Below are 26,985 nucleotides of genomic sequence, written 5' to 3'. Positions count from 1 at the left end.
TTAACGATACCGTTATCGACCATAGGCCGCAAGAGGTTTTACCAGAATAAACAGGACGTAACGCCAATTTGTAACTCGTCTCGCAAAATCGTATGGGCGCTCATGAGTTCTGGCGATGTACTTACAACGGATAAATTTAAGAAGACGCCGTTTTAAGCAGTCTAAAAAGGATCAGAAACGATAGCGACTTCATAAGACTCACAATTTGGCCCTGGCCGATATCATCATTTATATTGAAGCATTTGATAATCGCACCCGCCGACACAGCCATCTGGGCGGGGTTAGTACAGCGAGCATTCACGAGTTTCCGCGATGAAGGGGTATTCACTTAAACAGATAATTGATGAAGGTGGCTGCTGTTATGTCATCGACTCCATGCGAAACAGCAAGATTATTACCGCACAGCTAATGCTGCTGGTTCGCCTGTATCAGTTGGCGGAAAGGCGCGACCGAATAAAAGAAGCGCCCCGCCCCATTGCCATTTTTCTCGACGAGCTGAAATACCATCTGTCAAAACCTGTGCTGGAGGGATTAGGCACGGCACGGGATAAAGGCGTACACATCATCATGGCGCATCAGTCTGTTGCCGCTCTAAAAGACTGCCCGGCAGATTTGAAAGGTGACGCCGTTGTCGGCGCGGTTGTCGAGAATGCTAAATTTAAACTGGTTTACCGGATCATGGACCCGGATACGGCTGAATGGGTGGCAAGAATGTCAGGCACTATATTAGTGGATGATGAAGTCCGCAAGGCGAAAACCGATACCGTGCTGACAGAGACCATCGACAATGAACGCACCATCAGACAGGCGGAGCGCTTCTTTATCGACAGCAATATGATCCTGAACCTGCCTGATTTTGTCAGCTTCATCTTTACGACGAAAACACTCCCGTCAGCATCATTAATTTCACCGATCAAGGTGAAAAAACGCGAGCTTAAAATATTTACTGTTTCTCCTGAAATTGCCGCTTCGGCGGCATCGGTAAAAGTCTCGCTGGTTTTCAGCGAGGAAGAAAAAATACCCGTACCCACAACAACAACGCCGAATGTCATGGCAACCCGGCCCGACCTTTTCTTCACGGAGGAAGACAATAAAGCCACAAAGCCGACGCCTGACGAAGAAAAAAAACTGTCCCTTCTCGATTTTTAGGAGGCTAAATGCTTATCGCCACGCATAACGAGCGCACAGCACGCAACAGCGAGAAAATAAAAAGGCTGCTGAATTTCCTGAAAGAAGAAACCTACAGCGATTTTAAAACGCTGATGCTGCTTTTCGGCTTCAGGGATCACAAATCGCTGTATACGCTGCTGTCAAAAGTCGAGGGAATGGGGTTAATCCAAAAGCATGTGCTTGAATCACGGACGATGAAAATGTCGTTGTGGGGAATAACCAGCGACGGGCTGGTAACACTCCCTAACGGAATAGTCATCGCGGTGGAAACCGAACGCCGTCTGAAAACCAAAACCCGTTACCAATCGATCATCGCCAGCCATTTACTAGCCCGGACCCGTAAAGACTGGATTTACGTTTTTTATATCGTGCCCGACCCGCAGAAAAAACGCGCCATTGAACTGTTGTTCAACAGTATAAAATACGTCATCGTTAACCATCAGCATATCCCGCTGGAAGCACGCCACCGCCATGTTTTTCGTGTCTATACCCTCGACGAACTGCACCAACTGGAGCTGCATCACTACGCTTAAGCCAGTACTTTTGTGCTGGCAGGTTTACCCATACGGTAAGCCTGCCGCGTGGTCGATTGATGAGTAACTACTTAAGGTATATACTCACAGTATGCACAAAAAGGAGCACGACCATGAAACACAGAGTCAGCGTTACCGTGGACAAAGATAATTATCAGGTTCTGAATGCTGCCGGAGTCAATATTTCTGGTCTGGTGAATGAAGTCATCGGGAAGGAAGCCCGTCGCATAAAGGCCGAGGAATGGAAGAAAGAGAACCACGAAGGGATGGAGGAAGTCGCCAGATTTATCGCACAGAATGGCTCTTTCGCCGATGAAAACAGGAACTGGTGATCATGCAATTCACTGTTTATCAGTATAAGCGGGCAAGCCATTACAAAATGTTTGTCGATGTGCAAAGTGATATTGTCGATACGCCAGGGCGGCGAATGGTCATCCCGCTGATAGAATCGCATCACCTGTCTGAAAAAGTGAATAAAACCTTGTTCCCCCTGATCCGCATCGACGGCGAAAATTGCCGTCTGATGACAACTGAATTATCAAGCGTTTCCGTTGAGGTCATCGGTGAAATTATCGCGGATGTAAGCCATTGTGCCGATGAAATCAAAAATGCTATCAATCTCATGTTCTGGGGTGTTTAAACGCCCTCAAAAGGTTTTAAGTAAAAGAGCGGTATATCTCCCGTCACCAGAAAATACAGTAAGCACCGATAATCCGGAATGTGAATGTATGATTAAAGCCGCATTCCTTTGCGGCTTCCTCTATTTCCGTTCAAACCTTCTCCAGCAAATAACGATGCGCTTTTGATGCCGCGCTGGCGGCTTTGAAAATATAGCGTTTGTCGTTTTTCAACGCCTTCAGCCATGAAGCGATGTAGCTCTCATGCTGAACCTCGCCAACAATCCCCAAATCCGCCATCAGGAACGCACTTCCCAACTCAGCAATAATTTCTTCAAAAGCGTAAGCCTCACTGCCAAACTTCCCTTTCATTTCTCGGTTTAATCGCAACTTGCCGCCGCTCCAGTGAATCAGCTCATGTAAACCGGTAGCATAAAAATCGGCAGCCTCGGGAAAAAGGTGTCGTTCCGGTAAATAAATCTCGTCAGTAGACGGTCTGAAAAAGGCGTTTTGTCCTTTCTCGATGATATTTGCGCCACTGCTCCGGAACAGGTTTTCAGCCTGTGGCAGCGCATCGAACGTCTGTACTGAATTGCCCGGCTCAGTCGCCAGGGGCAGACCGTCAATCTGTTCAACATTAAACACGGTGAACGTTTTCAGCATCGGGATATAGTCGATCCCGCCTTCGTCGTTTTCCTTTTCCAGCGTGGTATAGAAAATTGCTGTCGTTCCGCGCTCTCCCTTACGAACCTGTCCCCCTGCCGCCTTCAACTGTTTGTAGGTCATCCAGCGGGAATCATTGAATCCCTGTTTTGAAGCACTACACCACAACAACATAATATTCATACCGCTGTAGGCAATATTGGTTGCGTAATTAGTAGGTAACCCGGACATGCCTGGCGCGCGCTGCCACGGACACGCCCACGGCTTAACCCCGGCTTCCAGTGCCGTAATGATGCTGTCGGTGACGGTCTGATAAATATCGGTTCTGGTTTTTGAACATTTCGTTTTTGAGGAGCCTGACTGCTCCAGCGGGGATACGCTGGTCGCCGCTGCGGTGTTAGGGGCGCTTGTCTGGGTATGCCCCAACACTGCACATCAGGGATCCGCATAAAGAAGAAAAAATGGCTGCAATTGAAGAGGCGTTGACCAAGAACTGCGCGGACCACCCGGTCTTTTATGAGGATGAAGTGGACATTGATCTTAATCCAAAAATCGGCGCTGACTGGCAATGTAAAGGACACCAAAAGCGGCTCCCGACACCGGGTAAAAACGAAAAACATTACCTGGCTGGGGCGTTACACGCCGGAACCGGGCGAGTAGATTATGTCAGTGCCATAGGCAAAAGCTCGGATTTGTTTATCCAGATGCTGGGCCACCTGAAAAGTACCTACCGCAGCGCGAAAACTATCACGCTAATCGTTGATAATTACGTCATTCATAAGAGCCAAAAAACGCTGGATTGGCTGGCTGAAAATCCAAAATTTATCATTATTTATCAACCTATTTACTCACCTTGGGTAAACCGAATAGAGTTATTATGGCTGGCGCTTCATGAAACGGTGACACGCAATCATCAATGCCGATATATGTGGCAATTATTAAGAAATGTGGCCCAGTTTATGAAAGCAGCATCCCCATTTCCTGGCAACGGACATGGACAAACAAAAGTGGAGCGTTAATAGGCACACCTATTTAGGATAAAAATTTTTAACATCGAGTTTTATGAAATTTTCATATTTATTTTCATCCATTTCTTTTTTAATTTTTTTTATGAATACCTGAGGAAGAATAAAATTCAAGTCATCTGAAAATTTTTCCCCTAAAAATTCGCATAATGCCCTGAGTGTTATTTTATCCCTTATAGTCGGTATTGATATTTCTCTTGGAGATTTGGATCTTCCTTTACTTATAAGCTTAAGCTTATATTTAGTGAAATTATAATCACCGGTGGCCACCTTTCTATTTATAATTTGTAGTTGATCATTAAGCATGGGCCATAATAACTTGTGAGACATATTATCAATTCCAGTTGCTGATGATAAAATAACATGCTCAAGATATAATGATTTCAACTTTTCTTCTGTGAAAAAATTGATATATTCGTCCCATACTTTCATTTAATGCAACCTCAACCAAGAATAAATAATAATAGGGCATGACAAAAGAAATAAAATATAAGCCAAATAAAATGTTTCATTTAGAACAACACTTATTATTTGTATACATGTAGGTTTTTTGTTTAAGGCGTCTCTTTTATCCTTCGTGGAATAATAATACTCACTTACGACAGCGGTATTAAAATCACCCTCTTTATGATTTTCAGATATGCTTAATATATTTTGATATTCAGATTCCAGCCCAACAAAATCGCATTCTTCAACTTTTGACTTCGAAAGTAAAATGCTAAGCTGCTCATAGCATTGTTTAACTAACATCGCTCTCCCTTTAAAATTGCGAGTGGTAATAAAAAGGCTTGCAGCAAACACAAGAACAGAGAGCGCGATCATACTTATTGTGGCATCGTCATTAAGTGAAGGTTTCTTCAATTCATAGATCTATGCACAAATCAAAAAAAAAGAATACCACAAAAGAATTAATTGAGAATGAAATTCGAAATTTAGCAATCTTTTCTCTGCTTTGATTCTTGCTTTTTTCGTCCACCATATACGATCTGGTAAGTTATTCATTTTTGCCCCTTTGGTATCTTGAGGCGTCGAACCTAGTAATAATCTAACGCCTGATGAACAGACTAGCAAAACTCTGCTAGAGAAAAAAATCTCTAAAAATTAGTTGCACCCAAAATCTGGATGATCGGCAAACCGATACACCTCAAGAGAGTAAAAGTGTATCAGTGAAATTTTCGTGATCAATATATTTTTTGGGTTTGTATGATCAAACACATGAAAAGTAAATTAACGAGGTAATTACCTGAAAACCTGGTTTTTAAAAATATTTCTTAAAAGCCACCGACAACACCACCCCCAGCATCACCGCTGCCGGCAGCAACAGCAAATTGGGCAACACCGCCGTCGGCCAGGCCAGATAAAGTATACAAGGACCGTACATTGCGGGTTTAACGTAAAGTTTGGCATGATGGTAAACAAAGCTGAACTCATAGCCGGCGCCGTAGCGGCGCAGATCCCTGCGCACCAGGCCATCCACAATGCCGGTGATGCTTACCATGATAAACAGCGGGATCGACAACACTAAAATTGACACCCGGATGGTAAAAATCACCGTAACGTGCGGCCTGCAGATAATCCCAGAGCGTCACCGCCAGCCATCTCCCGGCCTGATTGAGCAGTTGGTCAGCATTAACATGAGTCCGCGTCTGCCGGGCGGCGTTCAACCAGCTGATAAAACCGCTGTCCACAAACAGCCATTGGTAAGCCTGACTTATCCTGCCAGTGATAACCGTGACCGGCGCCGACATCAGTAGACTGCGGATAAAACCTTGAGAAAGATAACCGCTTTCAGTCAGCACAACCTGCCGGCTGTGTTCTGCGCCTTCATGGATCCATACAAAGGTCATGCCGACAAATTCAATTAACAAACTGACCAGCAGTGAGACCAGCAAAATGCCGATAATCTTCCACGGCAAGTGCCAGAATAGCGAGAGAAACAGACCTGGTTTTTTCGGTGATGGGGTGGGGTTTTGCCGGGGTTGAACATTTTCCTCTGCCATTATGCACTTGCCTCCCCGTCTAAGTAGGAAGAGGCCGCCAGCGCATCAGAGGGCAGCGCGCTGCCGGACCACCAGGTTTCCCCCGTACGGTAATTTTGCTGCATGTACCCGGCTATCCGGCTGATGCTTTCCGGCATCAACGGGTCATTACCGCCATCCGGCAGGGGCTTACGAATTTTTCACAACCGGCCACCTTCAAGCAGCGCAAACGCCTGGCCTTTTGGCAAGTTGATAACGTCTGCCGGAGTAATCATCGGCATTCGGGCCTGGCTGACCTGATCCTGAACGTTACTGTTAAAATCGACGCCTTCACCGGGACGGGAGATATCATTCACGCCGGAGGTCAGCGTTTTGTTAAAAACATCCACTTCCGGCAATTGATTGGTCAGCAGTTCGGTCGTGCTGTTTTCTCGCACCCGTAGCATGATGAGTGAGTTGAAATTGCCGACCACTTGGTTGGCTTTCGCGTGACTGCCTACCCGCGCCTCGATGTCTGAAAGCGTCTGGGTATAGCAACATAGCCCATTAACTAAGTCGACGTTAAAACCATAATAATAGGGTTTTGACGTCGACTTAAAATCATACTATAGTTATGTGGACACCAAAACCCTATAAACTTAGCATTAGCGTCCACTTATGAACCGCTCAACCGCACTTCAAAAATTGACCGAATGGGACAAACAGGGGCGTTATGTCTTTACCCTTACCGACCTCAACAAGATTTTTGCCAAAGATAGTCCCAAGACCCTTCAGGCAGGATTAAATCGTCTGGTGAAAGAAGGCATCCTTGCCCGGCCGGTGCGGGGCGTCTACCTGTTTAACCTCGCCCATAGCCGCGACAGTTTCGCAATTGAGCACATCGCCAGAGCGCTGCGCCGTGGCGAGTACAACTACGTCAGCCTTGAATCGGCGTTGAGCGAATACGGCATCATTTCACAAATTCCCATCGACAGACTCACCGTCATGACAACTGGCAGGAAAGGAACTTACCCTACGCCGTTTGGCACCATTGAGTTCACACATACCAAACGCCAACAGCAGGATATTCTGGCAGGCGTGGTTCAGACCAATCGCCCGTTAAAAATCGCCACGCCAGAATGCGCCCTGCGGGACTTAAAACGTGTAGGTCGTAATGTCCATCTGATTAATGAGAAGGCGCTATTGAATGACGAATAAAGCCAATTTTACCCAACTCACTGAGCTTGCCATGCAGGTTTCCGGGCGTTCCCATATGCGTCCGGTAATTGAGAAAGAGCTTTTGCATTACGATATCCTTTTTTGCCTTGACGCTAATGGGCTGCTGGATCAGCTAACCTTTCAGGGAGGAACGTCACTGCGTCTGTGCTATGGTGCGCCACGCTTTAGCGAAGATTTAGACTTTTCCGGCGGCGTCGATTTCAACAGTAAACAACTACAGGCAATGAAAACCTGTCTGGAGCATTATATTGGCGATCGCTATGGTTTTGAGGTCTCCGTTAAAGAACCGGCAGATTTAAAGGACGAGCCTGAATACGCAGGCCTGAACGTGGATAAATGGCAGGTTTCCATTACTACTGCGCCAGAACGTAGAGACCTACCCAGACAACGGATCAAAATCGAGGTGGCGAATATTCCTTCTTATTCGCGAGAGCCCAAAGCGTTGCTGGCAAACTATGACTTTCTGCCCGAAGGCTATTTCGACACGCTGGTATTAGCCGAAACGCTGGATGAAATTATGGCAGATAAGTTAGTTTCACTGGTTAATACGCAGCGTTATGTACGCTACCGCGATATCTGGGATCTACGCTGGCTGAAGCAGCAGGGAGCGATGGTACGTACTGACTGGGTACGCAATAAAGTGGCCGATTATTTTATTGACGATTACCCAGAAAAACTAGCTACTATGCTGGAGCGCCTACCAGATATCATTAAAGGCGATGCTTTCCGTAACGAAATGGCGCGCTTTATCCCTCAGGACGTGCAGGAACGCACACTGCATAAAGAGAAGTTCTTCGTGTTTTTAACGGCAGAAATCACTGGATTATTGCAGCGGGTACAACGGAATTTTCAGAGTAATTCTGCGCCAGAGTTTTGAAAATCATGACGGGGAAAGGCTACGATACTCAAAGGAATCGAACCAGAGTATCGAACCGAGAATGTTTTTAAACACTCAAACCCATTATTCTGATTTAAAAGCAAAAATACGTGTCAATCCGCGGGTCTTGACAACCGGCGGGGATAATATTTATGATGAAATTCAATTTAATAAATAACTGAATGACCCCGAGTCCGGGCACCATTTTTGAAAAAAACAGTTTTAAAGAAACCAGCTTAACGGCTGGTTTTTTGCGTTTTGGGATTGGTGTGTCACATCCCTTCATTCACCCTTTTCCTATTTTTACCCGCTTTAGCATGTTTCGCCCCATTCCGATCGCCGATTACCGGCAGCTTTAGTCGATAAAGGTCGGACATTGTCTGTTTTGCTTTAATGACACATTGTTCTGAACTTAATGATGTGTGGCCCAGTCCGATAATAGTACCTGGCCATGAGACCGGGTTAACTTAATTCAAGGAATGTGCAAAGAGATTAGCGCTTACCCTGATTGAGACGCAGCTCATGGTCCTCGCAGTTTAAAATGTCAGCATCAAGGTCCTTAACGATGGCATTTATTATCTGTTTAAATGTACTACAATCTTTCAAGTCTAATGGCTTTTCTGGATAACACTGTGCATGATCTGTTGGCTCAAGATTCCTATTTTCAGCTAGTATATTTTTGTCGATATCTGTTTCTTCATCTGTTTCTTCAAAAAAGGGTAAATTATTTAAAATCTGTAATTTTTTGTTGCCCGCCGGATCAAAAGATAAATCTGATTCCATTTGACTCTCTAATGTAAATTTCTGGATATAGTTTGTAAAATACCACTTTGGTTCAAGCCCACCGCATAAATATCTAGTATCTGGGAAAGCGAATTCACTGAGGTATTGCCGTAGTGCTTTAAATCTTTCCTTCGTATAAGTATGATATTGCGAGTTGTCTTTGATCTCAGAATATTGATTGAAATTATTCGAAATCGATAAATCATCAGGGCAACGGCTATCAGGTCTATTACTAGAGTCGTTGACGTTATGATTTTGTTGCAATTCTTTTTTTATTGGTAACTCATTTGGACTAATACTGACAGAAGCCAAATTGTTTATCAGGTTACACTTATTATCGGTAGTCTCGTTTTGTGTTTCAGGAGAAGGGTTTGAAGAGTGAGATACTGGAAGATTGATAGTATTTTCCATCATTTTATCCTTGTACAGGTGTATTGAAATAACATTATATCTTGTAAGATTAAGCTTTAATTAAACCTAAGGTCCCCCGCTTACACATTTGTCACGCTGATGTCATAACAATATTTCTGCTATCCACGGAATTGAAACAGAAAAAATGACCGGGAATGACAAGTAAGCAGTGTCCTAATCTCGGTCGAGAGGGTTTGAAACTCCAATGTACCCACCATCATGGCAATGCATCTGGCTCCGGCAGAGCCGCCGCCGTCGAAGGTCCTTTTGCGGCCTTGCCGTGATATCCGGGCTTCGCCTGGTCACACTTTGATATAGCGACCAGGGAAAAAACCGGTTAGGCCATCTTCCTGGCTGTAAACCGTTTCGCCCCGTAAAATGGTCCGAACAATCCGGGCGCCGATTTTCCGACCGACATAAGCACTGATTTTATTCCTGTATTCTAATTCCTCAGCTCTGAGGGTATAGGGCGAGTTCGGCTTGATAAATGTAAAGTCGGCATCCTTGCCAATCGCAATTCTGCCTTTTGTATGCAAAGCAAAGCGGTCGGCAGGATTTGTCGCGATGAGTCTGGCAAAATGTTTCAATGGCATACCCCGTTTCTGTACGCTTTCATCGAAAAAAATATCAACGTCATTTTGTACTCCGGCAATGCCGCCCCAAGCGTCAAACGCATTGTTTTTATTTTTTAGTTTTGCCGGACAAGGTGAATGATCAGAAGTAATAAAGTTTATATTGCCGGCTAGCACATGCCGCCATAAGCCATCCTGCGCCTTTTTGTCGCGAATAGGCGGTGAGCATTTTGCCAACGGGCCGATCTCATCCAGCTCATCAGTAATAAAATACAAATACTGATTACAGGTTTCACAGGTAATGTTAACTCCTTCCTCGCGGGCTTTTATCACCTCCTCCACGGCTTCAGGGCTCGATACATGGCAAAAATTAATTGGACAGCCGGTCGTCTTCGCAAACAATACCGCACGCCGGATGGCTTCAACTTCTGCGAAAACCGGACGAGAGGCCACATAGGATTTTAACGTTACGCAGCCTTTTTTATGGGCAATTTGCCCTAGTCGGTCGGTAATTGCGGCGTTCTCAGCATGAATCATCAAAACTTTGCCTGTTTTGGCTATTTGTCGCATGCCTTCATAAAGGGAATAATCATCAACGTTCAGAAAGTCACCTTTAATGGAGGGATCTCCGCACGTTGCCATAAAACATTTGTATCCAACAACCCCACAGTCGCTCTGCTCTTGGATTCCATTATTTTCTAAATTATAAGGAACCAAGCCGCCATGAGACGCTACATCAATGACTAGTTTTCCTTCTCCGGCAGCATATTTTATTTCCAGCGTTTTTTTATCGACTGTGGCAGGCAATTGATTCAGTGGCATTTCTATGATAGTGGTGACACCTCCTTTGGCGCATGCCCGGGTTCCGGTGACATACCCTTCCCAGTCGTCGCGAATGCCGCCCCCCGGTTCATTTATGTGAACGTGCGCATCCACCATTCCCGGGCTTACCACCAGACCCGCTGCATCAATCACCCGTTCAGCCCCCCTTAATGCCGAGCCGATGGCGGCAATTTTACCGTTTTTAATGGCGACGTCAGTAACCATTTCGCCCTGTTCCAAAATAACCAAGCCATTGGCAATGATCAAATCGTAATCACGAACTCCTGTCTGGCGGGCGGGCAAGGCGGCGCGACTATTCTCCTCACTGGCTAATACGGAATTTGGTACCGATCCCAACACGCCTATTGCAGCCATACCGGTAATTTCTTTTAAGAGGTTTCTTCTATTTTCTGAAAATAAAGTGTCTTTTTCATGATTTCCTTCTTTAACCGCAGCGGTCTTTCCCAACTTCGATTTCATTATTTATTTCCTTATTTTCCTTTGTCATAAAAAAATAGTCGTGTTGATATACACTATTTAGTTATCTGTTCTTTTTATTTAGAAGCAGCCGATATAATTTTGATCTCTTGTAGTAGTTACAAGCTTTATTGAAGATTTATTCAATCTTTTGAAAACACAAAAAATAATTACCAAGATTGCTTCTTTGGTTAAAATCTCATTGACCATTTCCAAATAGCCTCCGGCAAGGATATTTTACGATATAGGCTCCGATAATCTTTCAGAACGGCGAGGCTAACTAGTGGATACTACTCACTGTGTGAGACTAAGTCAGCATAGCGGCAGGGTCGCCATAAACCAAAAAATTAAGGCAGGCAGGAGGGCATTGTGTTTTTAAGCTATTCGCCACAACGGTGATCGGAGCTGTCGCCACCTTTCCCTACGGCCCCCTTTCCACAGTTTATTACCCGGAGATTGACCATGAACGTCAGTACGCCTAAACCTGCTACCGGACCCCAGCTGCCAGACGGCTTCGAGCCTCGGCTGCTCTCCTTCGACGTGTACGGTACCCTGATCAACACGCCGCCAGCGAACCTCGGCGCCTTCCGGGCTATCCTTGAGGACGCGGGGCGGCCGGATCTGGATCCCAATAAGTTCTACTCGTTCTGGGAGAAGCGGAACATCGCCCACTACTATGAGCCGTACCGCACGTACAAGGACATATGCCGCCTTTCTCTCTCCGAAGCCTATGAGAGGTTCGGCGTGGTGACAGGCAGGAAGGGGGCCATCCAGCGTTATTTCGACTGCTTCTCCTCAATGGAGCTGTACCCGGATGTCCTGCCGACCCTCGATGTCCTCGCGCGGCGCCACAAGCTCGCCCTGGTCTCCAACATCGACGACGATCTCCTTAACATGACGCCGCTGGGGCGCGAATTCGACCTCGTGTGCACCGCCGAGAAGGCGCGCGGTTACAAGCCGGACGGAACGCTTTTTCGCTACCTGCTAGAGGCGTCAGGGCTGCCCGTCTCGCACATACTGCACTCCGGGCAGTCGCAGTTCACCGACATGGTGGGCGGAAAGCCGCTCGGCCTCACCATCGCCTGGATCAATCGGCGCGGCCTCGATTTGGACCCTGGCGTTCCCCCTCCCGACCTCATCCTATCCGGGCTGCAACCGCTGTGCGGACTGCTCGGCGACAACTCTTGGCAAACCATAAGTTGACGTAAGGGTTTTACAGTCTCGAGCAACGGTATTTTCGCCTGTAATCAAGTGCAAAATGCCCAAGTATTATGTATCTGATAATGACTATACCAACCAAAAGTCACTTTTTCTGCTACTCCTATAAGAGAATGAGAAGCTGTTTGCAAAATGGCTTCACCTGCAAATCAGAGACCTAGGAGATAATAGTGGTTGATTCGAGCAAGAAAGTGGCGGTTGTTACCGGGGCTGGTCAGGGTATTGGCAGAGCCATTGCGCTGCGGTTGGCTAAAGATGGCTTTGCTATCGGCAGCCTGGACTTTAACACCGTTACAGCGAAGGAGACGGTGGCATTGATTGAGGCAGCCGGCGGCAAAGCCTTGGCAGTATCGGTGGATGTGTCAAAGCGAGAACAGGTCATATCCGCTGTGGACCAGGTGGTGGCAAAGTTCGGCCGGCTCGATGTCATGATCAATAATGCCGGTTTAGGCCCCACCACTCCCCTTGAGGATATTACGCCGGAAATCTACCATACCGTTTTTGACGTTAATGTGGGTGGCGTCTATTGGGGTATCCAAGCCGCGCTTAAACACTTTAAAGCCAGAAAACCCGCCAAACCGGGCGAAATCGTCGGCAAGATAATCAATGCTTCATCCCAGGCCGGACAGGTGGGCAACCCTGACCTGGCAGTCTATGGCGCCACCAAGTTTGCCGTCCGGGGCATTACCCAAACGGCGGCCCGCGACCTGGCCAAACTCGGCGTTACCGTCAATGCCTATTGCCCGGGTATTGTGCGTACCCCGATGATGGAGAACATCGCCAAAAAAGTCGCTGATGAAAATAAGCAGTCGCTGGAATGGGGTTTGCAGCAGTGGGCAAAAACGGTCACGCTGGGCCGAATATCCGAGCCGGAAGACGTGGCGGCCTGCGTATCCTATCTGGCGGGGCCCGACTCAGATTATATGACCGGACAAGCGCTGATAATTGATGGCGGCATGGTATTCAACTAATCGTCTTTCCATCTATAAAGCGCGCCCGCGCGCTAACGGGCGGGTGCGCTGAAGCGGGCATAACATTTTCAGTGCTGGGTGGATTCGGCCTCTTTACTACAGGCGGAAAGCTGAAAACGGCCTTACTATCATGAAAAACGCGCATGAAAAACGCGTCTGGAGATAAATAAAATCGTTATTTTCCCGGCTTGGCTGGAAACAGGCTGATTCAAGAATTATTTTTCGGCCCCGGCGTGCCAGCGGTTTCTCAGGTAGTTCACCGCGTCTTCAGTCTGCGGGTGGCAGAGATAGGCTTCCCTGAACAGGATTGTTCCATCGACTTCCGGCAATGCGTCATTCAGATCCAGTTGCCTTTTCAGTTCCGGCACACCGCCATCCGTCGACCAGTCGGGCTCAGTCACCGAAGGTATTCCAATCTTGTACAACGCCACGCCGATATACAACCGGGTATGGGTCGGTTTCACCACCTCCGACCACCACCTGGCCAGCACGTCATATCTGACAATTTTGCGGGCAAATGGCCAATACAGCTGGGGGGCGATATAGTCCAACAGTCCCAACTCCACCCATTGCCGGGTATCGGCATAGGCCGTGTCATACGCGGGCCGTCCCCCCTGTGTATCAGACCCCCTCGGGTCATCAGACACATTACGCCAGACCCCTGCCGGACTGATACCAAACTCTACCTCAGGCCGCAGTGCTTTAATCGTTGAGGAGATCTGTTTTACCAGTTGCAGGGTATTGTTCCTTCTCCAATGGGCTTTATCGGTGAAGCCTTGCCCATATTCCCGATATGTTTCTTCATCATCCAGTTGGGATTGCGGTGTTTCATAGTAGAAGTAGTCGTCAAACTGAATACCGTCAACATGGTAGTTTTTGATAAGCTCGGTCACCACGCTGGTGATCCATTTACGTACATCGGGAAGGCCCGGATCGAGAACAAAACGATCACCGGCCTTTCGTATCCAGTCATGATGGAGCGCGTAGACGCTGGCCGGTTTATTTTGCAGCGTACCATCAAGCGCCACCATGGTTTCCGGCCGGGTATCCATGGATACCCGATAGGGATTCAGCCACGCATGTACCCTGATCCCCCGCTTGTGCGCTTCCGCCAGCATGAACGCCAGAGGGTCGTATCCGGGATTTTTTCCCGTGACGCCGGTCAGGACATCCGACCACGGCAGAATGGAGGATTGATAGAGTGCCGTTCCGTCAGGCTTCACCTGGAAAAATACCGTATTGATACCGGTTCTTAGCAGATTATCCAGCTTGTCGGTCATGGCTTTTTTTTGCATGCGTATCCTGTCGGCATCCGTTGCTGCTTCCAGGGATGAGCGCGCAGGCCAGTCAAGCCCGGACACCGTGGCAAGCCAAACACCTCGCATTTGCTCCCTTTTTACTTCTGGTGCAGGGGGTTTTACCGTGGCTTTGTTATGTGAACAGCCGGCAAGCAGCCATGAACAGAGAATCACTATCGGCCACAGCAGTACCTTTTTATGTACCGGCATCGGCCACTCCTCCTGATGGGTGCGTTGGGGGCTATCACATGTCATCAAACGAACCTACTCTGCATCTTTTATGCGGCAAGATAGCAGCCGGCAAATCAACATTGGCTAAAGAGCTGGCCTTTTTACCGCGGACCCTCATTATCAGCGAGGACCAATGGCTGTCACGTATTTATCCAAATGAGATGGTCACCGTGGATGACTATATTCGCTGCTCGGCTCGTCAACTCCGTTACCTCGACGCGTCCTTATCTTGGCGCTCGGAACTGTCAAGGGCGTGCTACTGTTGATATTTGCGGTATTTTGGTAAAATTTTCTTAGCATTATCGTTTCCGGCAAGGCCATTGTCCTTATTAGCTCGTTTTCTATTAAGGGAATTATTCGTTATCTCACAGCTTTTGAGTATCTGTACAATTGTATCGTGCTTATTTATAATCGCCATATCCAATGCCGTTTTCCCGTGCCTATCGGTAGCGTTTAAGTCAATGTTTCCGCGTATGACTAAATCCACTACCATGCTGCCAAAATTTTTCGCCGCAGCCAGCATCAAAGGTGTCACATTGAATTTATTTTTACTGTTGGTATAAACATAGAGCTTATCCTTTAGCTTTTCGTATGCCTCCGTGTCGCAATGATAAGCTATAATGTGGAGAAGGGTGTTACCGTTTTTATCTTTACTATCAACATCCACCATTCCTATTTCAACGTTATCGATAGCCAATTTATAAATACTATTATTTGTCAAGCCATCACAGATGCTGTTGTTATTTTTATTCAAAACGCTGCAGATATTTTTTTCCGATTTTTTTCCTTGCGGGACGACAATTACAGAACGAACACGTTTATTACTTATGGCATTATCTATTTTTCCCATGCTCAAAGGCACCTGCGCTACCGGCTCCTTATAATTACCTCGATTGACCCATGAAAAGCTTTTGAAAGTCTCGACAGTGTTTCGTGCACCTTTAGGTTCACGCTTTATGCAATAAGAATAACCCCTATTTTCCGCCACGAAAAATTCAAATAAATCCCCATAAATTGCATCGGAGTACTCCAATAAATAAATATAACCATTATTTGCTAAGTTACGTCCCAAGATCGCATTTAGGTCCACCGGCAGATTGGTTGAGCGGGTAAATTGCAACACTTCTTCATGGCCGCGGCTACTCAAATACCTCATATCTTTTATGTCAGTGTAATTACCAGGCTTATTAAAAATTTCCTCTATTTTTTGGCGGATTGAATCGCCAATAGATTTTATGATGCTAACGATTTCTGTCTTTTGAATGATTTGATTGTACAGCGTGAGAAATTTGTTTTTCGTGATGGATTCAATATCCACACCAACATTTTTATCTTCAAATTGAAGCGCATATTTCCATTTGGCTTCTTTCAAATACTGCTTGTACGCATCAATGTAACGCGCCGTTTGGTTCTCCGCACCATCAGCATGATGAAGCTTGACGAATTCCGTTAAAACCGCGTTCATAACTTCATCTATTTTATTGTCTACCTGTTTGCTAACACTTTTCTCAGAAGGGCTATTCATTACAACAAACGCATTCTTTATATTTGAAAGCATCATCCAGAAATCATTCTTTCCTAAACTCAAAAAAGCGTCATTTAACATATCCCTTATAAATAATTTTTCATCAGGAAGATTATTGATGTTTAACTGACTTATACTATATAAAAATTCGTCAAGATCGGTATACAGAAATTTTTTTAGAGTAGAGTCTATAAGCTGATGATGTGAAATTTGAGCGCAAAACATGTTTAGGCTTTCACCGAATGGTTCATGAAACCCTATACTCTTCGCAATAGCATCGAAATCGTTTTTGATCTGCTCGAGGTAGTAAGCGAAATATTTGCTACTTTCGAAATTTTCGAAACAACCATATTTTTCCGTCGAAAAAGATATTCTATTCCCCTCACTCCATTGCGTCGGAACTGTTTCCGTTGATTTTGGGATGTTTGGAAATACCAACGTGTTAATATAATTTATGGCCGGCATGCATTCTCCTGAAAATCTATTTTGAATTTATTAAACAAATATCCCACCAAAAGATAAATCCAAAGCGCAATCTCAAATTAACAAGACAATATGCTGCGCTGTGTTTGCTGATTTGCATGACGGCTATGTTCTCTACCCTATAAAAATAGAGTTTCCACAAATAAGTATGCTTATCACGATTTTCAGCCGCCTCCGCACAATGAATTGGCGGGGGTTTTGCGGGTAGTTTAGGATAACAATACCTTCAACGCTTGCATAAATCGCTGTCGGGCAAATAACAGCCCCTAAGGGCGCTTTTGCTTTCACTCTTACCCTAGCCAACCTATCGATATCAAATTGTCCTTCACTGATCCAATATAATAACGGGTCCTAAACATTGGCTCAAGATGAACGGGATTTTTGCTTAATATATTTATTACCTGGACGACGTTCAGGCTGTTTTACTCTGCTTTCGGATAATCACGGTGTCTTGCCATTATTAACGTATTCGGATCGGCCGGAAGTCAAAACTGGCTTAACCGCCGGATGATACCTTCCCTGACATTATCGATATGTGTGGCAATCAAACTCTGCGCAAGCTCAGGCTGGTTGTCACGCAGCGCCTGTATAATTTCCAGATGCTCATTATGCCCGGCCTCAAATCGTTCAGGAACCTGCGTGAGATGGAACATATGGGTTTTGAGACGTAGAGTCCGGATGAAATTCACCAGCATCCTGTTACCGCTGTAATGGGCTATCGTTTCGTGGATCCGTGAATCCGCGGCCCAATCAGCCTCCGTATCGGGCACTTTCTTCAACAGCAGCGCCCTGACCTGCTTTTCAATTTCATCCAGCTCACTGAGCGGGATCTTGCCGGCCGCGAGGCGGGTCGCTTCGGTTTCCAATATTCTGCGAATATGCAGGGTTTCAATCAACTCCTGAATGGAGAACTCTTTAACAGAGGGCGTTCTGCCGCCATTTCTGGCGATGAAACCTTCATTTTCCAATCTGTTCAGCGCATTCCGTACCGGAGTACGGGAAATATTCATCATGTCGGCAAGACGACGTTCCTGCAGGACGGTATTGACCGGCAGTTCCCGCTTGAGGATCATTTCAAGAACGGTTTCGTACGCTCTTTTGCTCAGGTTCTGCTCAACCTCATCGGCGGCATTGAATAACTGGTCAGCAAGCTTCATGATATATCACCATAAAAGAGAGATTTTCTTATTTTTACGTTTTAGCTATGGGTGATGCTAGCTTTTTCAGGTTACGTTTTTGACGCGAGCACCTTGTCCATTGTGGCGAATTCAATGCCTTGCTTTTCAAGCAGCCGGCGAACCGACCGGGCCATTTCAACCGCACCAGGCGTATCGCCATGCACGCAGAGGGAATCTATCGGCACAGGAAGCAGGGTGCCGTTTACCGTAACGATCGCGCTTTGTTCAATCATCCGCAATATCCGTTCACTGGCCATTACCGGATCGTGAAGCACGGCGCCAGGTAATTTCCGCGACAGCAGATTGCCGTTTTCAGCATACGCACGGTCAACATAGATCTCTCTTATCACCGGCAGGCCCACATTAAGCGCTGCCGTTTCCGTACACATGCCCGGCATGACAACCATGATTAAATCCTTGTCAACGAGATAAATCGCCTTGGCGACCGCCATGGCGAGATCGTCGTCTTCAGCCGCCATATTCCCTAACGCCCCGTGGGTTTTAACATGCCTCAGCCGCATACCCTGGCTTTCGGCCAGCGCTTTCAAAGCGCCTATCTGATATATCACCTGACGCTGTATCTGGAGAGGGCTGTCGCCGATTATCTGACGGCGGCCAAAACCAGGCAGATCAAAAAAACCCGGATGGGCCCCGACGCACACCCGCTTCTGAGAAGCATTGTTGAGCGTTATCGCCATGACATCGGGATCGCCGGCATGGAAACCGCAGGCAATATTGGCGGAAGTGACAATGTCAAGCATCAGCTCATCAGACCCCATATGCCAGGCCCCGTAACTTTCACCCAAGTCGCAGTTCAAATCGATTAACATCTGGCATTCACCTCAACTGTATAATTTTCATATCTATTTTTTCTAAGATAAGTTTTTTGTCTTGCACAATTATTGACAGCATGCCAATGGTATGCCAAATGTATTCCGACTACAAATAGCTTTATTCTATGTTGGGAACGTAAAGTGAAAATGGCCGACAATCCTGTTCGCTGGGAATTTCAGCCGGTCGCGGATCAGGCTGTTAATATTGATTTCGGCGAGCTGATAGATGAAGAAATCAATCTTCGAATAACGTCTCTGGCAGCCCAAATTAATAATAAACGGCTTAAGGGCGTGACGGCTTGTATTCCCACTTATCGTTCACTGACGGTGGCATATGACTCAGCGTTAGTCAGGCAGTCCCATTTAATTGAACGTTTGAAAGAACTGATAACGACAGTTAAGAGCGTGACAAAAACGCGTAAATGCTGGCATCTGCCGGTCTGTTATGGCGGCAAATACGGTGTTGACCTGCTGTCGTCGGCCCAAACCCTTGCGTTGGATCCCGATGAGCTTATCCGATTGCATACGGCAGCCTGCTACCGAATTTATATGATCGGATTTATGCCCGGTTTTGCCTACCTGGGCGGGCTTGATGCCAGACTTCACCTACCGAGGCGAACCATCCCAAGGCAAATCGTCCCGGCCGGCAGCATAAGCATCGGCGGCATACAGACAGCAGTGGGATCCGTGGCGGCGCCCAGCGGCTGGCATTTGCTTGGCCAAACCCCGGTCAAGAGTTTCGACCCGTTACGGGAACATCCTTTTCTTTTTACCGCCGGAGAATATATCGAGTTCTTTCCGATTAAAGAAACCGAGTATGTAAAACTCGTTGACGACAAAGGTTATATCCCCGACTGGCGCCAGCGGGCATGACGTACTTTGACGTTATCTCACCGGGACTGTTATCCACCCTTCAGGATGGCGGCCGTTTCGGATATGAAGATAAAGGCGTCCCGCCGTCGGGCGTGCTGGACGAGCTGAGTTTCGCTATTGCAAACGCTCTGGTGGGAAATCACCCCGGAACAGGGGCTATCGAATTCACCCTTACCGGCCCAACTCTGCGGCTCAGCGGTGACGCACACTGTTTCTTTTCGGTCACCGGCGATTTTAGCGTCACATTGAACGGCGCACCCTGCGCAACTTACCAAAATCACCGGATGCAGCCTGGGGATATTTTGTCGATTCCGCGCGTGATTTCCGGCGCCAGAGGCTATCTGTCCATTTCCGGCGGCTTTGATGTGCCGCCAGTTCTGGGCAGCGTTTCCACTCTTATGCGGGCGCAGTTGGGCGGTTTCGACGGGCAACCGCTGCACAAGGGCGACCGCCTTCCCATTGCCGCACAGCGGCATTTGATATGCCATGACGTCCGGGCTGAGCGGATTTTACCCCAAATGGAAAAGCGGGCCGTGAGAGTGGTGTGGGGACCTCAGGACGATTACTTCGGCGACGAAGCGCGGGCGTCCTTCCTCACCCAGACCTATAGCCTCTCACCACAATGCGATCGAATGGGATACCGCCTGAAAGGCACTCCATTGGTCCATGCAAAAGGCTTTAACATCATCTCCGATGCGATATGCGCCGGAAGCATTCAGATTCCGGGAGACGGCCAGCCCATTGTGGCCATGAACGATCGCCAGACCACCGGCGGCTACCCGAAGATTGCCACGGTGATCCGCGCGGATCTGGCCAGAATGGGTCAAATGAAACCGGGCGACCCCGTTCGATTTGAAGCGGTATCGGTAGAAAAAGCCGAGGATTTATGGCAGGGAAGGCAGAAGATTCTCGTACAAAAGCTGGCGGCGCTTAATAAAAAAGTCTTGGCGGCATGCCCGTAAACAGCGTGCGGGAGCACGAACGAGGAATGGCAAATGTCTGTAATCACAACTAAAACAAAGGGCGTTTTTGTTATTGCCGTGACGCCGTTTCAGCATGATGGAACGATCGATCCCGGCAGCATTGACAGTATGGTGGATTTCTATTTTGAAAAGGGCGCCGACGGGCTGACCATTCTCGGCATGATGGGAGAAGCGCCCAAGCTGACATTGGAAGAATCCTTGGCGGTCACCAGACTGACGTTGCGACGCGCGTCGGCCAAACCGGTTATCGTTGGCGTTTCCGCCCCCGGCCTGGCCGCCCTCGGAGAACTGTCCGGGAAAGTCATGGACATGGGCGCGGCGGGGATTATGGTCGCCCCGCCTTCCTCCCTGCGCACCGATGAACAGATCATCAATTATTACCGTAGCGTGATCGACACGGTCGGCACAGAGACTCCCGTGGTGCTGCAGGATTTTCCTCTTTCCACCGGCGTGCAGATTTCAACCAAAACCCTGGGGGTCATTTTTGACGCCCACCCGAACATTGTCATGCTAAAACACGAGGACTGGCCGGGCCTGCAAAAAATCAGCGACATCCGCCGGGCCGAAGCGCAGGGACAGCGTCCCGTATCGATTTTGTGCGGCAATGCCGGGGTTTTTCTGCCCGAAGAAATGCAGCGCGGAGCGGATGGCGCCATGACCGGTTTCGCCTATCCGGAAATGATGGTTGATGTGGTCCGGCTGATGAACGAGGGCAGGGTTGAAGAGGCCCATGATATTTTTGACGCTTACCTGCCGTTAATACGCTATGAACAGCAACCCGGCCTTGGCCTGGCGGTAAGAAAATACCTGCTGGCAAAACGTGGCGCTATTTCCAGCGCCGCACAGCGTCGACCGGAAATCATGCTGGGCGAGTCGGCTATTAACGAGATCGAGCGTCTGGTCTCCCGTCAGAATCGAAAGCTTACATTCCCGGCGTAAGGCGCATAAGCAATAAGCAGTCAGCAAGAAGCAGTCCTGAATGGTGGGTTATCCACGCCATGGTCAATAACACATCTACGCCGTTTCTATCTTATGTGGACAGGCTCGACGTTGCGGGAGAATGAACATTGAAAGACCGAATATTGCGTTTTGACCGTGAGGAATTCGACACTCGACAAAACAGACTCAGACAGCAAATGGAAAAGCAAAAGCTGGATGCCATTATTGTTTCGGCGCCGGAGAATATTTATTACCTGTCGGGGTATCAGACCAAGGCTGTATTTACCTTCCAGTTTCTTTTATTCCCGGTAAAAGGTCCGCTGGTATTGTTCACCAGGCAGATGGAAATAGCCAACGCTATCGCCGTCCATGCTGAAGGGGGCGTTTCCGATTATGAAGTTTATCAGGACGATCAGGATCCCATGGAAGCCGCTATCGGTTTTCTGCACCGGCATCTCTCTTCGGACGCCAGGGTCGGCCTGGAGCTGGCAAGCTGGTGCATGCCGGCCCAGCGCGCGCAGGCAATTACCCGCGGTTTTACCGCGGCGGAATGGGTTGATGTCTCGACGCTTATCGATAGGCTGCGCTTGGTTAAGTCACCTATTGAACTCATGGCGCTTGCAGAAGCCGGGCGTATTGGCGATGCCATCGCCGACCGAACGCTTGCGGCTATTGCCCCCGGCCGTACGGAGAATGATCTTGCCGCGGTGCTGTTGAGCGAAATGGTCAACCAAGGGTCGGAATACCCCGGCAGCTGGCCCAACGTGATGGTTGGCCAGCGTACCGGAAGAATTCATGCCGCCTGGGAGGGTATCGCCATTGGCCGTGACGATCATGTGATGGCTGAAATCACCGGAGTAAAGCTGCGCTATCACGCGCCGTCCTGTCGAACAATCCTAGTGGGCAATCCGTTACCGGCTGTTCGCCACGCGGCTGAAGTGCTCGAAAAGGCACAAAAAGCAGCCGTTGCAGCCGTTGAGGCCGGACGTCCCGCCCGAGTCATCAATCAGGCGGTGGAAGCGACGCTGGCGGCCCACGATCCCGGTTGTGTCGTTGCGCGCCGCTGCGGTTATTCACTGGGCATCGGCTTTCCCCCCTCCTGGGGCGCGCAATGGCAGTTGGGGCTGAACTCACTGGTGGAAGAGACATTGGAGGTGGGTATGGCATTCCATATCGTTCTGGTGGGGCATCTGCCGGAAGGGCGCGCCGTCAGTATCGGCTGTACGGTTGCGTTAGGAGAAAACGGCCCTGAGCGTCTCACCCGCGGCGGCGTGTTCTGGGCTGACGGCTCAATACACTAGTGAATCCCTGACATCATCACTGAATGAAGGATCCGTAAAAAATGAGTAAAAACAGTCGCTCTTCTCAGCGGGCCGGCGGACTCACCCGCCGCTCTTTCATTCTGGCTTCGGCGGCCATCCTGCCTGTCGCCGCCGGTCTTTCCCGCGTATCGCTGGCCGCGTCCGCCGGCGATACCCTGGTTGTCCGCACGAGCTCCGGCGGCAGCTATGGCGAGGCGATGGATCGCGCCATTTTTGCGCCTTTTACCAAAACCACCGGCATACGCATCATCAAGACCGCCAGTGATATGGCGCCGCTGATTGCTTCAGCTAAACAAGGCAAGCCCCTGGTTGACATTGTTGACACATCGGAAGGGCTGCTGCAAACCCTGGCCGCCAATGGCGTACTCAGTACTATTGACTATGGCAAATGTAAGCTTTTCACTGTCGAAGACATTGGCAAAGACGCAGCCAATCAATATATGGTGCGTCGAATGGTCTATGCGCGCGTGCTGGGTTATCGCAAAAACGCTTTTACCGGCGCCGTTCCCGCCAATTGGCCGGAGTTCTGGAACACAGAAAAGTTTCCCGGCGCCCGCGCCTTGCCCGGACTCGGCCTCGACATGCCTGACCTTGAATTTGCCCTGCTGGCCGACGGTGTACCGATTAACGAGATATACCCGATCAATATTGATCGTGCCTTAGCGGCCTATAGCCGGATTCGCGGCAAGATCCAGAGTTTTTATAATACCGACGCCATCTCGGCGAATTTGCTGTCCACCGGTGAAGTCGATATTGAACCCATCGCCAACGGCCGCATTCAATCGATGATTGATGAAGGAGGGGGTTACGCCATCGAATGGAACCAGCATATGAAGGTGCCCAGCGCCTACGCCATCCTTAAGGGAGCTGCAAATCTTGAGAACGCCTACCGTTTCCTCGATTTTGCCCTCTCGCCGCAGGTGCAGGCGGATTTTGCCAAAAAAATTCCTTATGGTCCGGTCAACAAAAAGGCATTTGATCTTATACCTGCCGATATCGCTGCAAAATTGCCGACCAATCCCGCCTGGAGCGACAAAGGGTTCATGCAGGACGTCAAATGGTGGGGAGAAAATAGTCAGCTTGTGACGAATAAATGGAATCAATGGGCATCGCAATGAGGGTAATAACCTCCGCCGCGGCAGTCCGGGCCGACGCGACCCGAGTGACCAAATCCGCCTCGGTACGTGTCGAAGGATTGAAAAAAGCCATTGGCGACGCCACCCTCCTCGCTAACGTCGATTTATATGTCAACGCCGGGGAGTTTGTGACGTTGCTTGGCGCATCCGGATCGGGTAAGACCTCAACATTAATGGCCATAGCCGGATTCCTGATGCCCGATGCCGGACGGATTACCGTCGGCGATCGCGATGTTACCCACGTCCCGCCCGGCCGAGAAAGGGATATGGGCATTGTCTTCCAGAATTATGCTTTATTCCCTCATATGACCGTGGCGCAAAATGTCGCCTATCCGCTGAAGGTTCGTCATCTGCCACGACAGCAAATCAAAGCGCGCGTCGCCAGGGTATTGGATCTGGTGCAGCTTACGCCCCTGGCCGATCGCAAGCCCGCTCGGCTTTCCGGCGGGCAGCAACAGCGGGTAGCGCTGGCGCGGGCGCTGGTTTTTGAGCCTTCAGTTCTGCTGATGGATGAACCCATGGGGGCACTGGATGTGCGCCTTAAAGAGGAACTGCAATGGGAAATTCGGCGACTGCAACGGGAAATCGGCGCGACGGTCATTTATGTCACTCATGATCAACATGAAGCCATGCTGCTTTCCGATCGCGTTGCCTTGATGCGCGACGGGCGGATTGAGCAGTATTCCACCGCCCAGGAACTCTATCAGCGTCCTGAAACCGTGTTCGCAGCCCGGTTTTTGGGAGATTCGAACCTGCTGAAAGGCCGCGTGAGCCATACCGGCGGCCCTGCGCTAGAAGTGGCAGGAAGACGCCTTCAGCTCCTGGCGGAACAGGTTGAGGGGAAAAACGATGGGACGTTATGTGCCGCGCTGCTGCGCCCGGAAGTTCTGTCCATACAGCCCGCGGATCTTCGCCAGGCGCTGCGACAGGGGTGTGGTATTGAAGGCACGGTCAAAGATTTGGCCTTTGTCGGCCAGTCAATACGCTATGAATTTGAATGCGAACTCATGGACGAGACGATGCTGATCCAGCAAGTCGCGCGTTCTGGCCATACCCGGCTTTCACCCGGCAGCCGTGCCGTCGTATCCTGGGATCCCAGGGATATTCATCTGATTAGAATGGACGGCAGCCGTGGCTGAGGTGAATATCGAGACAGCGCAAACGCCTCGCAAACGTTTAACGGCGCCGGATTTGCAATGGCTGGCACTAACGGTTGTTCTTCTGTTCATGCTGGTGACGTTCATTGCGCCGCTTTTGCAGGTGTTGTTTCTTAGCATAACCGATGATGGCGGGAATTTTACCTCTGCCATTTTGAAAGAAGTGGTTAAAAATAGCAGCTTGCGCCACATCATACTGCAGACGGTATGCACCGCCGCGGAGGTATCGGTCTGCTGCCTCGTCATCGGTTATCCGGCGGCGTATTACCTGTCACAGTTGAAAGGAAGAATGGCAACCCTGACCGGCATCGCCATCCTTTTCCCTTTTCTCACCAGCAGCCTGGTGCGCACCTTTGTTTTTATGGTCATCCTCGGCCGCACCGGTCTGCTGAATAGCCTGGTCAAGGCCCTGGGCATACCGGGGGCCCCCTTCAGACTCCTGTTTAACCAGACGGGTGTGGTCATCGGCATGACCTATGTCTTATTGCCCTATATGCTGCTGTCGCTCATCGGGACAATGCGCAAAATCGACCCTGTGCTGCTGAATGCGGCACGTAGCCTCGGCGCCGGCCCCACGACCATTTTCTTGAGCGTCTACCTGCCGCTCAGCCTGCCGGGGGTGGCTGCGGGAACGATTATTACCACCATTCTCGGTTTCGGCTACTTTGTGACGCCGGCGCTGATGGGCGGCCCGTCTGAAACCATGATTGCCCAACTTGTCGAGCAGCGCATCGCTGTCATGTACGATATGCACGGTGCGGCGGCTCTGTCCCTCATTATGCTGGCGATCGTGCTCGCGGTGTATGCCATTGGCGCCCGCTGGCTTGGCTTATCCAGGATGATGAGGCCGCACGGATGAAAACACGGCTCTCTCTTTCGAAAAGCGTCCTTTCAATCTATGCCTACGGCCTCATTATTCTGATGCTGATTCCGATGGCTGCGCTGGTACCCATATCATTTGGCGACAGCGCCACCATGTCGGCCCTGCCGGAACATTTCTCTTTGCGTTGGTATCGCGAGGTACTGGGTGGAAGCCAGTGGCGAGAGGCTTTCTCATGGAGTTTGATTACCTCCTGCCTGGCCACCCTGATGTCGACCGTTATCGGCTATTTGGGCGCCTATCTGCTGGTGCATTCCTCCAGCAAAATGAAAGGCGTGCTTGAGATAATCCTGTTGATGCCGGTTATGGTGCCCACCGTAATTGTTGCCTTTTCCACCTATATTCTTTCAAACTGGCTACCCGCTGAAAGCAACTGGTTATTGATCGCGGTGGGACAAGCGCTGCTGGGCCTGCCGATTGCCACGTTAATCATCGCCGCCGGCCTGCGCGATATTGACATCTCAATCATCAGGGCGGCTATAAGCCTCGGCGGCAAGCGACATCAGATTTTTCTATGGATTATTTTGCCAATGGCTCGTCACGGGATTGTCTCCGCTGCCGCCCTCAGCTTTCTTATCGCCTTCGATGAACTGCTGGTGGCGTTATTTTTGACAAAACCCGGCCTGGAAACGCTACCCTTGCGCATTTATGATGCCGTGACCTATGAACTGACCCCCGCCATTGCGGTTGTCAGCGTATTTCTGATGGCGTTGATTGCGCTGGCGCTGATTGTCGGGAATTGCCTGAAAAGCCGGGGGACAAGGGGCGTTCCGCCCGATGCTCAATTTATCGCGAGAGGCAAGTAAGCATC

At 49.1% G+C, this 26,985-nt stretch carries 24 protein-coding genes and 5 pseudogenes; 19 read left to right on the top strand and 10 right to left on the bottom strand.

The window, feature by feature from the left end:
* Positions 1-163: 163 nt before the first annotated feature.
* The 5 genes and pseudogenes from HB631_RS26950 to ccdB all read left to right on the top strand — a co-directional run.
* Positions 164-316 (top strand): annotated as a pseudogene (locus HB631_RS26950) (IS3 family transposase); the annotation flags it as partial.
* Positions 304-1,149: pseudogene (locus tag HB631_RS06820) on the top strand (type IV secretion system DNA-binding domain-containing protein); the annotation flags it as partial. The pseudogenes HB631_RS26950 and HB631_RS06820, both read left to right, overlap by 13 nt.
* An 8-nt stretch (positions 1,150-1,157) precedes the next feature.
* Positions 1,158-1,703: a molybdopterin-guanine dinucleotide biosynthesis protein MobC gene (locus HB631_RS06815; protein WP_213990394.1), complete on the top strand. Its 546-nt coding sequence runs from the start codon at positions 1,158-1,160 to the stop codon at positions 1,701-1,703.
* Positions 1,704-1,816: 113 nt separating this feature from the next.
* Positions 1,817-2,035, top strand: coding sequence for a type II toxin-antitoxin system antitoxin CcdA (gene ccdA / locus HB631_RS06810; RefSeq protein ID WP_113867773.1), 219 nt, complete (start codon positions 1,817-1,819; stop codon positions 2,033-2,035).
* Between the two features lie 2 nt (positions 2,036-2,037).
* Positions 2,038-2,343 carry a type II toxin-antitoxin system toxin CcdB gene (gene ccdB, locus HB631_RS06805; RefSeq protein ID WP_213990393.1) on the top strand — a complete coding sequence of 102 codons (306 nt, stop codon included), beginning with the start codon at positions 2,038-2,040 and terminating at the stop codon, positions 2,341-2,343.
* A 130-nt stretch (positions 2,344-2,473) separates the two neighbouring features.
* Here the strand turns inward: ccdB and HB631_RS06800 are convergent, their stop codons facing one another.
* Positions 2,474-3,412: a zincin-like metallopeptidase domain-containing protein gene (locus tag HB631_RS06800; protein ID WP_213990392.1), complete on the bottom strand. Its 939-nt coding sequence runs from the start codon at positions 3,410-3,412 to the stop codon at positions 2,474-2,476.
* Between HB631_RS06800 and HB631_RS06795 the strand changes: the two are divergent.
* Positions 3,403-4,002: pseudogene (locus HB631_RS06795) on the top strand (IS630 family transposase); the annotation flags it as partial. The gene HB631_RS06800 and the pseudogene HB631_RS06795 overlap by 10 nt on opposite strands.
* A 9-nt stretch (positions 4,003-4,011) precedes the next feature.
* Here HB631_RS06795 and HB631_RS06790 read toward each other — a convergent pair.
* The 3 genes and pseudogenes from HB631_RS06790 to HB631_RS06770 all read right to left on the bottom strand — a co-directional run.
* Positions 4,012-4,440 (bottom strand): hypothetical protein, encoded by a 429-nt coding sequence (locus tag HB631_RS06790; RefSeq protein WP_213990391.1) that lies wholly within the window; start codon positions 4,438-4,440, stop codon positions 4,012-4,014.
* Positions 4,441-5,266: 826 nt separating this feature from the next.
* Positions 5,267-6,008: pseudogene (locus HB631_RS06775) on the bottom strand (TIGR03747 family integrating conjugative element membrane protein).
* Positions 6,008-6,520 (bottom strand): annotated as a pseudogene (locus tag HB631_RS06770) (TraM recognition domain-containing protein); the annotation flags it as partial. The pseudogenes HB631_RS06775 and HB631_RS06770, both read right to left, overlap by 1 nt.
* Before the next feature lie 124 nt (positions 6,521-6,644).
* On the opposite strand from HB631_RS06770, the gene HB631_RS06765 reads away from it, so the two are divergent.
* Together HB631_RS06765 and HB631_RS06760 are read left to right on the top strand one after the other, a co-directional pair.
* Positions 6,645-7,184 carry a type IV toxin-antitoxin system AbiEi family antitoxin domain-containing protein gene (locus HB631_RS06765; protein WP_213990388.1) on the top strand — a complete coding sequence of 180 codons (540 nt, stop codon included), beginning with the start codon at positions 6,645-6,647 and terminating at the stop codon, positions 7,182-7,184.
* A complete protein-coding gene (locus HB631_RS06760) occupies positions 7,174-8,082 on the top strand; it encodes a nucleotidyl transferase AbiEii/AbiGii toxin family protein (RefSeq protein WP_213990387.1) in 909 nt (302 codons plus the stop codon). Before HB631_RS06765 ends, HB631_RS06760 begins: the two co-directional genes overlap by 11 nt.
* Positions 8,083-8,574: 492 nt before the next feature.
* Here the strand turns inward: HB631_RS06760 and HB631_RS06755 are convergent, their stop codons facing one another.
* Positions 8,575-9,279, bottom strand: coding sequence for a hypothetical protein (locus tag HB631_RS06755; protein WP_213990386.1), 705 nt, complete (start codon positions 9,277-9,279; stop codon positions 8,575-8,577).
* A 299-nt stretch (positions 9,280-9,578) separates the two neighbouring features.
* Complete coding sequence (gene allB, locus HB631_RS06750) at positions 9,579-11,150, bottom strand: allantoinase AllB (RefSeq protein WP_255556849.1); 1,572 nt, start codon at positions 11,148-11,150, stop codon at positions 9,579-9,581.
* A gap of 459 nt (positions 11,151-11,609) precedes the next feature.
* On the opposite strand from allB, the gene HB631_RS06745 reads away from it, so the two are divergent.
* Both HB631_RS06745 and HB631_RS06740 read left to right on the top strand, forming a co-directional pair.
* Positions 11,610-12,350, top strand: a complete 741-nt coding sequence (locus HB631_RS06745; RefSeq protein WP_213990385.1) for an HAD hydrolase-like protein — start codon at positions 11,610-11,612, stop codon at positions 12,348-12,350.
* Positions 12,351-12,535: 185 nt separating this feature from the next.
* Positions 12,536-13,336 carry a (S)-acetoin forming diacetyl reductase gene (locus HB631_RS06740; RefSeq protein ID WP_213990384.1) on the top strand — a complete coding sequence of 267 codons (801 nt, stop codon included), beginning with the start codon at positions 12,536-12,538 and terminating at the stop codon, positions 13,334-13,336.
* A 215-nt stretch (positions 13,337-13,551) separates the two neighbouring features.
* On the opposite strand, the gene HB631_RS06735 is transcribed toward HB631_RS06740, so the two are convergent.
* Positions 13,552-14,844 carry a glycoside hydrolase family 10 protein gene (locus HB631_RS06735; protein WP_255556847.1) on the bottom strand — a complete coding sequence of 431 codons (1,293 nt, stop codon included), beginning with the start codon at positions 14,842-14,844 and terminating at the stop codon, positions 13,552-13,554.
* Between the two features lie 38 nt (positions 14,845-14,882).
* Between HB631_RS06735 and HB631_RS06730 the strand changes: the two genes are divergently transcribed.
* Positions 14,883-15,131, top strand: coding sequence for an AAA family ATPase (locus tag HB631_RS06730; protein WP_213990383.1), 249 nt, complete (start codon positions 14,883-14,885; stop codon positions 15,129-15,131).
* Here the strand turns inward: HB631_RS06730 and HB631_RS06725 are convergent.
* The 3 genes from HB631_RS06725 to HB631_RS06715 form a co-directional block, all read right to left on the bottom strand.
* Complete coding sequence (locus HB631_RS06725) at positions 15,122-16,855, bottom strand: ankyrin repeat domain-containing protein (RefSeq protein WP_213990382.1); 1,734 nt, start codon at positions 16,853-16,855, stop codon at positions 15,122-15,124. The two genes, HB631_RS06730 and HB631_RS06725, sit on opposite strands and share 10 nt — an antisense overlap.
* Before the next feature lie 503 nt (positions 16,856-17,358).
* On the bottom strand, positions 17,359-18,030 hold the full coding sequence (locus HB631_RS06720) for a GntR family transcriptional regulator (protein ID WP_213990381.1): 672 nt from the start codon (positions 18,028-18,030) through the stop codon (positions 17,359-17,361).
* A gap of 71 nt (positions 18,031-18,101) precedes the next feature.
* Complete coding sequence (locus HB631_RS06715; RefSeq protein ID WP_213990380.1) at positions 18,102-18,881, bottom strand: 5-oxoprolinase subunit PxpA; 780 nt, start codon at positions 18,879-18,881, stop codon at positions 18,102-18,104.
* Between the two features lie 150 nt (positions 18,882-19,031).
* On the opposite strand from HB631_RS06715, the gene pxpB reads away from it, so the two are divergent.
* From pxpB to HB631_RS06675, 8 genes are all read left to right on the top strand, one after another.
* On the top strand, positions 19,032-19,757 hold the full coding sequence (gene pxpB / locus HB631_RS06710) for a 5-oxoprolinase subunit PxpB (RefSeq protein WP_213990379.1): 726 nt from the start codon (positions 19,032-19,034) through the stop codon (positions 19,755-19,757).
* A complete protein-coding gene (locus HB631_RS06705) occupies positions 19,754-20,719 on the top strand; it encodes a biotin-dependent carboxyltransferase family protein (protein WP_213990378.1) in 966 nt (321 codons plus the stop codon). The genes pxpB and HB631_RS06705 overlap by 4 nt, the downstream gene beginning before the upstream one ends.
* Positions 20,720-20,752: 33 nt before the next feature.
* The gene (locus tag HB631_RS06700) at positions 20,753-21,679 is read left to right on the top strand and encodes a dihydrodipicolinate synthase family protein (RefSeq protein ID WP_213990377.1); all 927 of its coding nucleotides are present in this window, start codon (positions 20,753-20,755) and stop codon (positions 21,677-21,679) included.
* A 128-nt stretch (positions 21,680-21,807) separates the two neighbouring features.
* Positions 21,808-22,980 carry a Xaa-Pro peptidase family protein gene (locus tag HB631_RS06695; RefSeq protein ID WP_213990376.1) on the top strand — a complete coding sequence of 391 codons (1,173 nt, stop codon included), beginning with the start codon at positions 21,808-21,810 and terminating at the stop codon, positions 22,978-22,980.
* Positions 22,981-23,021: 41 nt separating this feature from the next.
* Positions 23,022-24,119 (top strand): ABC transporter substrate-binding protein, encoded by a 1,098-nt coding sequence (locus tag HB631_RS06690; protein ID WP_213990375.1) that lies wholly within the window; start codon positions 23,022-23,024, stop codon positions 24,117-24,119.
* A complete protein-coding gene (locus HB631_RS06685; RefSeq protein WP_213990374.1) occupies positions 24,116-25,276 on the top strand; it encodes an ABC transporter ATP-binding protein in 1,161 nt (386 codons plus the stop codon). The genes HB631_RS06690 and HB631_RS06685 overlap by 4 nt, the downstream gene beginning before the upstream one ends.
* Positions 25,269-26,153, top strand: a complete 885-nt coding sequence (locus tag HB631_RS06680; RefSeq protein ID WP_213990373.1) for an ABC transporter permease — start codon at positions 25,269-25,271, stop codon at positions 26,151-26,153. Before HB631_RS06685 ends, HB631_RS06680 begins: the two co-directional genes overlap by 8 nt.
* On the top strand, positions 26,150-26,980 hold the full coding sequence (locus HB631_RS06675) for an ABC transporter permease (RefSeq protein ID WP_213990372.1): 831 nt from the start codon (positions 26,150-26,152) through the stop codon (positions 26,978-26,980). The genes HB631_RS06680 and HB631_RS06675 overlap by 4 nt, the downstream gene beginning before the upstream one ends.
* Positions 26,981-26,985 lie beyond the last annotated feature (5 nt).

This window comes from Sodalis sp. dw_96 (assembly GCF_018449575.1).
Lineage (GTDB): Bacteria > Pseudomonadota > Gammaproteobacteria > Enterobacterales > Enterobacteriaceae > Acerihabitans.
The sequence above is the reverse complement of the archived record's forward strand: the minus strand, read 5'-3'. Positions and strand labels throughout refer to the sequence as shown.